Source organism: Limnohabitans sp. (assembly GCF_044361645.1).
GTDB lineage: Bacteria > Pseudomonadota > Gammaproteobacteria > Burkholderiales > Burkholderiaceae_C > Limnohabitans_A.
Window position 1 is genome coordinate 1 of record NZ_JBIKIL010000189.1, and the last position, 4,268, is coordinate 4,268.

The 4,268-nt window shown below is 60.7% G+C and carries 4 protein-coding genes; 3 read left to right on the forward strand and 1 reads right to left on the reverse strand.

Going from position 1 to position 4,268, the window contains the following annotated elements; translation table 11 throughout:
• Positions 1 to 300: 300 nt before the first annotated feature.
• The 3 genes from ACIQ39_RS18680 to ACIQ39_RS18690 all read left to right on the forward strand — a co-directional run bounded on the left by ACIQ39_RS18680 (position 301) and on the right by ACIQ39_RS18690 (position 3,734).
• Positions 301 to 444 (forward strand): DNA-binding protein, encoded by a 144-nt coding sequence (locus ACIQ39_RS18680; protein WP_396436087.1) that lies wholly within the window; start codon positions 301 to 303, stop codon positions 442 to 444.
• A gap of 72 nt (positions 445 to 516) precedes the next feature.
• Complete coding sequence (locus tag ACIQ39_RS18685; RefSeq protein ID WP_396436088.1) at positions 517 to 2,643, forward strand: AAA family ATPase; 2,127 nt, start codon at positions 517 to 519, stop codon at positions 2,641 to 2,643.
• A 110-nt stretch (positions 2,644 to 2,753) separates the two neighbouring features.
• Complete coding sequence (locus ACIQ39_RS18690; RefSeq protein ID WP_396436089.1) at positions 2,754 to 3,734, forward strand: helix-turn-helix transcriptional regulator; 981 nt, start codon at positions 2,754 to 2,756, stop codon at positions 3,732 to 3,734.
• A 333-nt stretch (positions 3,735 to 4,067) separates the two neighbouring features.
• On the opposite strand, the gene ACIQ39_RS18695 is transcribed toward ACIQ39_RS18690, so the two are convergent.
• A partial coding sequence (locus ACIQ39_RS18695) for a hypothetical protein (RefSeq protein WP_396436090.1) occupies positions 4,068 to 4,268 on the reverse strand: 201 nt, incomplete at its 5' end.

The window sequence follows — 4,268 nt, forward strand, 5'->3', positions numbered from 1 at the left end:
CAAGCCCAGCTTGGCCTTGAGCTCGGGTGGATGAAGCCTGCGCTTTTTTGTTTCAGTCATTGGTAACCCATTTCTTTGGACAGTGTCCCACTTAAACACCTGTCCCAAATTCGGGGTCCACTTCAGTGTTCCGAGTCTTTGCCACAGCCCACCCCCACATTCGCCTCAAGACCATGGGCATGAGCCCCGAAGTGGCCAAGTTGGTGGGTTTGTTTGGGGGGTGAGAAAGGTTGAGGCTATGTTTGAAGGGCTTGATGCGGGGCGCTTGGGCTTGAGTTAGTGGTTGAGGCGCGCTGCGGCATGACGGCCCTGGCGGCGCAGACCCAGCTGTCACGCGAAACGCTTTACCGCACCTTGTCGGCCCGGGGTAATCCCACGATCAAAACCTTGGCGGCTGTGCTCAAAGCCACGGGCCTGCGAATTTCCATCGCGCCAGCTCCATAAACCCACCACCTTCCGACACATTCTGTCGCTTCGCCTTGGACACTGGTTTCTGTCACCACACAGGAGCCCGACATGGCACAAAAAACCCGCAGCACCGCCGAAGAATCCACCACTCAGCAAGGCAACGCCCTGCCCCCCATCGTGCGCTGCTGGTGCCTGCGCCTGCTGACCGAGTTCAAGCGCGAGGACCGGCTGATCAGCAAATTCGGCTTTGAAGACGACGAGCTGGCCCGGCAACTCGGGCTGGGCGAATTCGTCGGCCGCGACACGGAAGACATCGACCGCCAAGGCATTCGCAAAGCCCTGCGCCGACTGGCCCACCAAGCCCAACAAGACCCCGGCAGCGTGCCGCCCGTGCTGGCGGCCAATGTGCAGCGCACCGCCGAACTGGTGGGCCTGAGCCCACTGGAGTCGCGCATCTTCGAATTTGTGGTCTTGATGCACGCCTACCCCACGCTGCTCGAGATCTGCAAACGCCCCAACAACCTGCGCGTGCGTGAAATTGCCGACACACTGGCCCGCTTGCTGCGCCTGCCCCGGCAAGAGGTGTATCAAGCGCTGCGCCCCGAAGCCACCTTGGCACGCACAGGCCTGCTGCAATGCAAGCCCAACAGCATGTTCGGCGGCATGGACGACCGGCTGGAACTGCTCAGCCCTGCCATGCCCGAACGCCTGACCGAATCCGTCAGCGAACCCACCGACTGGCTGCGCGACATGGTGCGCCTCGGTCAGCCCAGCCACCTGCAATGGCCCGACTACAGCCACCTGGACAAACACCTGGCCGTGCTGCGCCCCTACCTGCGCCAAGCCCTGGAACAGGGGCAAAGCGGCGTCAATGTGTTTTTGTACGGCCCACCCGGCACCGGCAAAACCCAACTCGCCCGCCTGCTCGCACAAGACATGGGCTGCGAAATGTTTGACGTCACCACCGAAGACGAAGACCGTGAACCCATCAGCGGCCCCAAACGCCTGCGCGCCCACTGCGCGGCCAACAGCTTCTTTGCCAAACAGCGCGCCATGATCTTGTTCGACGAAGTCGAAGAAGTCTTTGGCGACCACGAAGGCCTGGGCCAGCTCATGAAGCTGCTCAAACACAGCCACCACGCCAGCAGCCCCCGCAAAGGCTGGATCAACCGCATCCTGGAAACCAACGCCCTGCCCACCATCTGGGTGGCCAACAGCCTGCAAGGCCTGGACCCGGCCTTTGCCCGCCGCTTTGACATGGTGCTCGAAGTGCCCGTGCCCCCGCGCCAACAGCGCGAACGCATCATCCGCCAAGCCGGGGGCGAGCTGATCAGCGCCAGCACCGTGGCCCGCCTGGCCGAATCCGAAACACTCGCCCCGGCCCTGGTGACCCAAGCCACCCGCGTGGTCAGCGCCATCCGCGACCAACTCGGCAGCCCCGCCACCGACGCGGTGCAACTGCTCATCAACAACACCCTGCAAGCCCAGGGCCACCGCCCCGTGCGCGCCCACAACCCCGACGCCCTGCCCGAAGGCTACGACCCCGCCTTCATCCACGCCGACATCGACCTGCAAGAAGTCGCCCAACTGCTGCAAACCGCCCGCACCGGCCGCCTGTGCCTGTATGGCCCGCCCGGCACCGGCAAAACCGCCTTTGGCCGCTGGCTGGCGCAACAGCTCAATGTGCCCCTGCATGTGCGCCGCGCCTCTGACCTGCTGGGCATGTACGTGGGGGAAAGCGAAAAAAACATCGCCCGCGCCTTTCACGAAGCCGAAGCCGATGGCGGCGTGCTGCTCATTGACGAGGTCGACAGCTTTTTGCAAGACCGCCAAGGCGCCGAACGCAGCTGGGAAGTCAGCCAAGTCAACGAAATGCTCACGCAAATGGAATCGTTTGGCGGCGTGTTCATCGCCTCGACCAACCTCATGGACAAGTTGGACCCGGCCGTGCTGCGCCGCTTTGACCTGAAAGTGCGCTTTGGCCCCCTGCGCCCAGCCCAAGCCGCCCAACTGCTGCAGCGCCACTGCCAGCAACACCAACTGCCCGAACCCAGCGCCGCCGAGCTGGCCCAAGTGAAAACCCTCGCCCGCCTGACCCCCGGCGACTTTGCCGCCGTGCACCGCCAAAGCCGCCTGCGCCCCCTGCACAGCGCCAGCGACTGGGTCTTGGCGCTGCAGGCCGAATGCGCCCTCAAACCCCAAACCAAAACCAGCGGCATGGGTTTTTTGAACTGAGCACCCCGCAGGCGCCACCAGTGGTCACTTTTTTAATCCATTAAAAATGCATTAAGAAAAAATTAAGGTACTTTTGTATCTAACATTGCAGACTCTCACCACAACACCCCATGGCCAGCAAAAAACCCGACACCCTCGAAACCCTGGCCCTTGCGCTGGAGCTGATGCGCCGCATCCCGCGCCACGCCAAGGTCAGCACGGGCGAGCTGCTGTCGCAAATCCAGGGGGCCGGGTTTGAGCGTGACGAACGCAGCATCCAACGCCTGCTGCAAGCGCTGACCCAACGCTTTGACATCGAATGCGACAACACCAGCCGCCCCTATGGCTACCGGTGGAAACCGCAAGGCCAAAGCCTCATGGTGCCGGGGCTCAACCGGCAAGAATCGCTGCTGCTCTTGCTGGCGCGCCAACACCTCAGCCCCCTGCTGCCGCCCAGCGTCATGCGCGCCATGGACGGCTTTTTCAAACAAGCCCAGGCCAACCTCGCCCCCCACCAAAACGCCCACCGCGAAAAAGAGTGGCTGCACAAAGTGCGCGTGGTCAGCGAAACCCAGCCCCTGCTGCCGCCCCAACTGGCCAAAGGCGTGCTGGACAACGTGACCTCAGCCCTGTTTGACAACCACTGGCTGGAGGTGGACTACCTCAACCAAAAAGACGAGCGCAAGAAAACCCGCGTCATGCCCCTGGGCCTGGCCCAGCAAGGCCCACGCCTGTACCTGGTGTGCCGCTTTGACGGCTACGACAACCAACGCATCCTGGCGCTGCACCGCTTCAATAGCGCGAAAGACAGCGGCCTGCCCTTTGAGCGCCCCGACTTTGACCTGGCCAGCTACGACGGCGAAGGCCACTTTGCCGTGGGCAACGGCCAACGCATCCGCCTGCAATTCGACATCGACAAAGGCCCCGGCCGCCACCTGCTGGAGTCACCCCTGTCACCAGACCAAAACGTGCAGTTCACCCCCACCGGCTACACCATCACCGCCACCGTGCAGCAAACGCTGCTGCTGGACCGGTGGTTGAACAGCTTTGGGGCGGGGATGCGCAATGTAATCAGGGTGCCCATCAACAAAGAAGGAGGAGACAAATCATGAGCAAATGCTGCTACTGCAATTCAGCATCGTTTGGCGCAGGCTGCGTGCACAGCCCGACCAAAAAACACGAACACAACGGTGATGAAAAGAAATGCGAGTTTTGCAATTCGTCGTCGTATGGGGCGGGGTGTGTGAACAGCCCAACCAAAAAACACAGGCATGGCAGTGGTGCCAATAAGTGCCGCTGGTGTGGTTCGACTTCGGTGGGTGCGGGGTGTGTAAATAGTCCGAGCCGTAAGCATGAGAAGTGAAAGATTAAAGGAATAATTATGTCCAGATTGAATTCAATAGAATCAGCCGTTAAAAACGTCAAAAATCGACACAAGGAAAAATTCAAGTATTTTTTGTCAGGCTGGTATGGTTGGGAAAAATGGTTTCAGGTTGAATTGGCATATGAGTTAAGCAAAAATGGGGAAGCCTCACAAGTTCGACACTTCCTGCACGTAAGTGATTGATTCGATTAGAAACCGAGGTCAAACCGCAGACTACAAAACAGGCTTGGCGAGGTCTGATGAGGTCGGCGGTGTCAATTCC

Coding starts and splice junctions, on each gene's coding strand:
- ACIQ39_RS18690 (WP_396436089.1), top strand. CDS start 2,754: ATGGCCAGCAAAAAACCCGACACCCTCGAAACCCTGGCCCTTGCGCTG.
- ACIQ39_RS18685 (WP_396436088.1), top strand. CDS start 517: ATGGCACAAAAAACCCGCAGCACCGCCGAAGAATCCACCACTCAGCAA.
- ACIQ39_RS18680 (WP_396436087.1), top strand. CDS start 301: ATGACGGCCCTGGCGGCGCAGACCCAGCTGTCACGCGAAACGCTTTAC.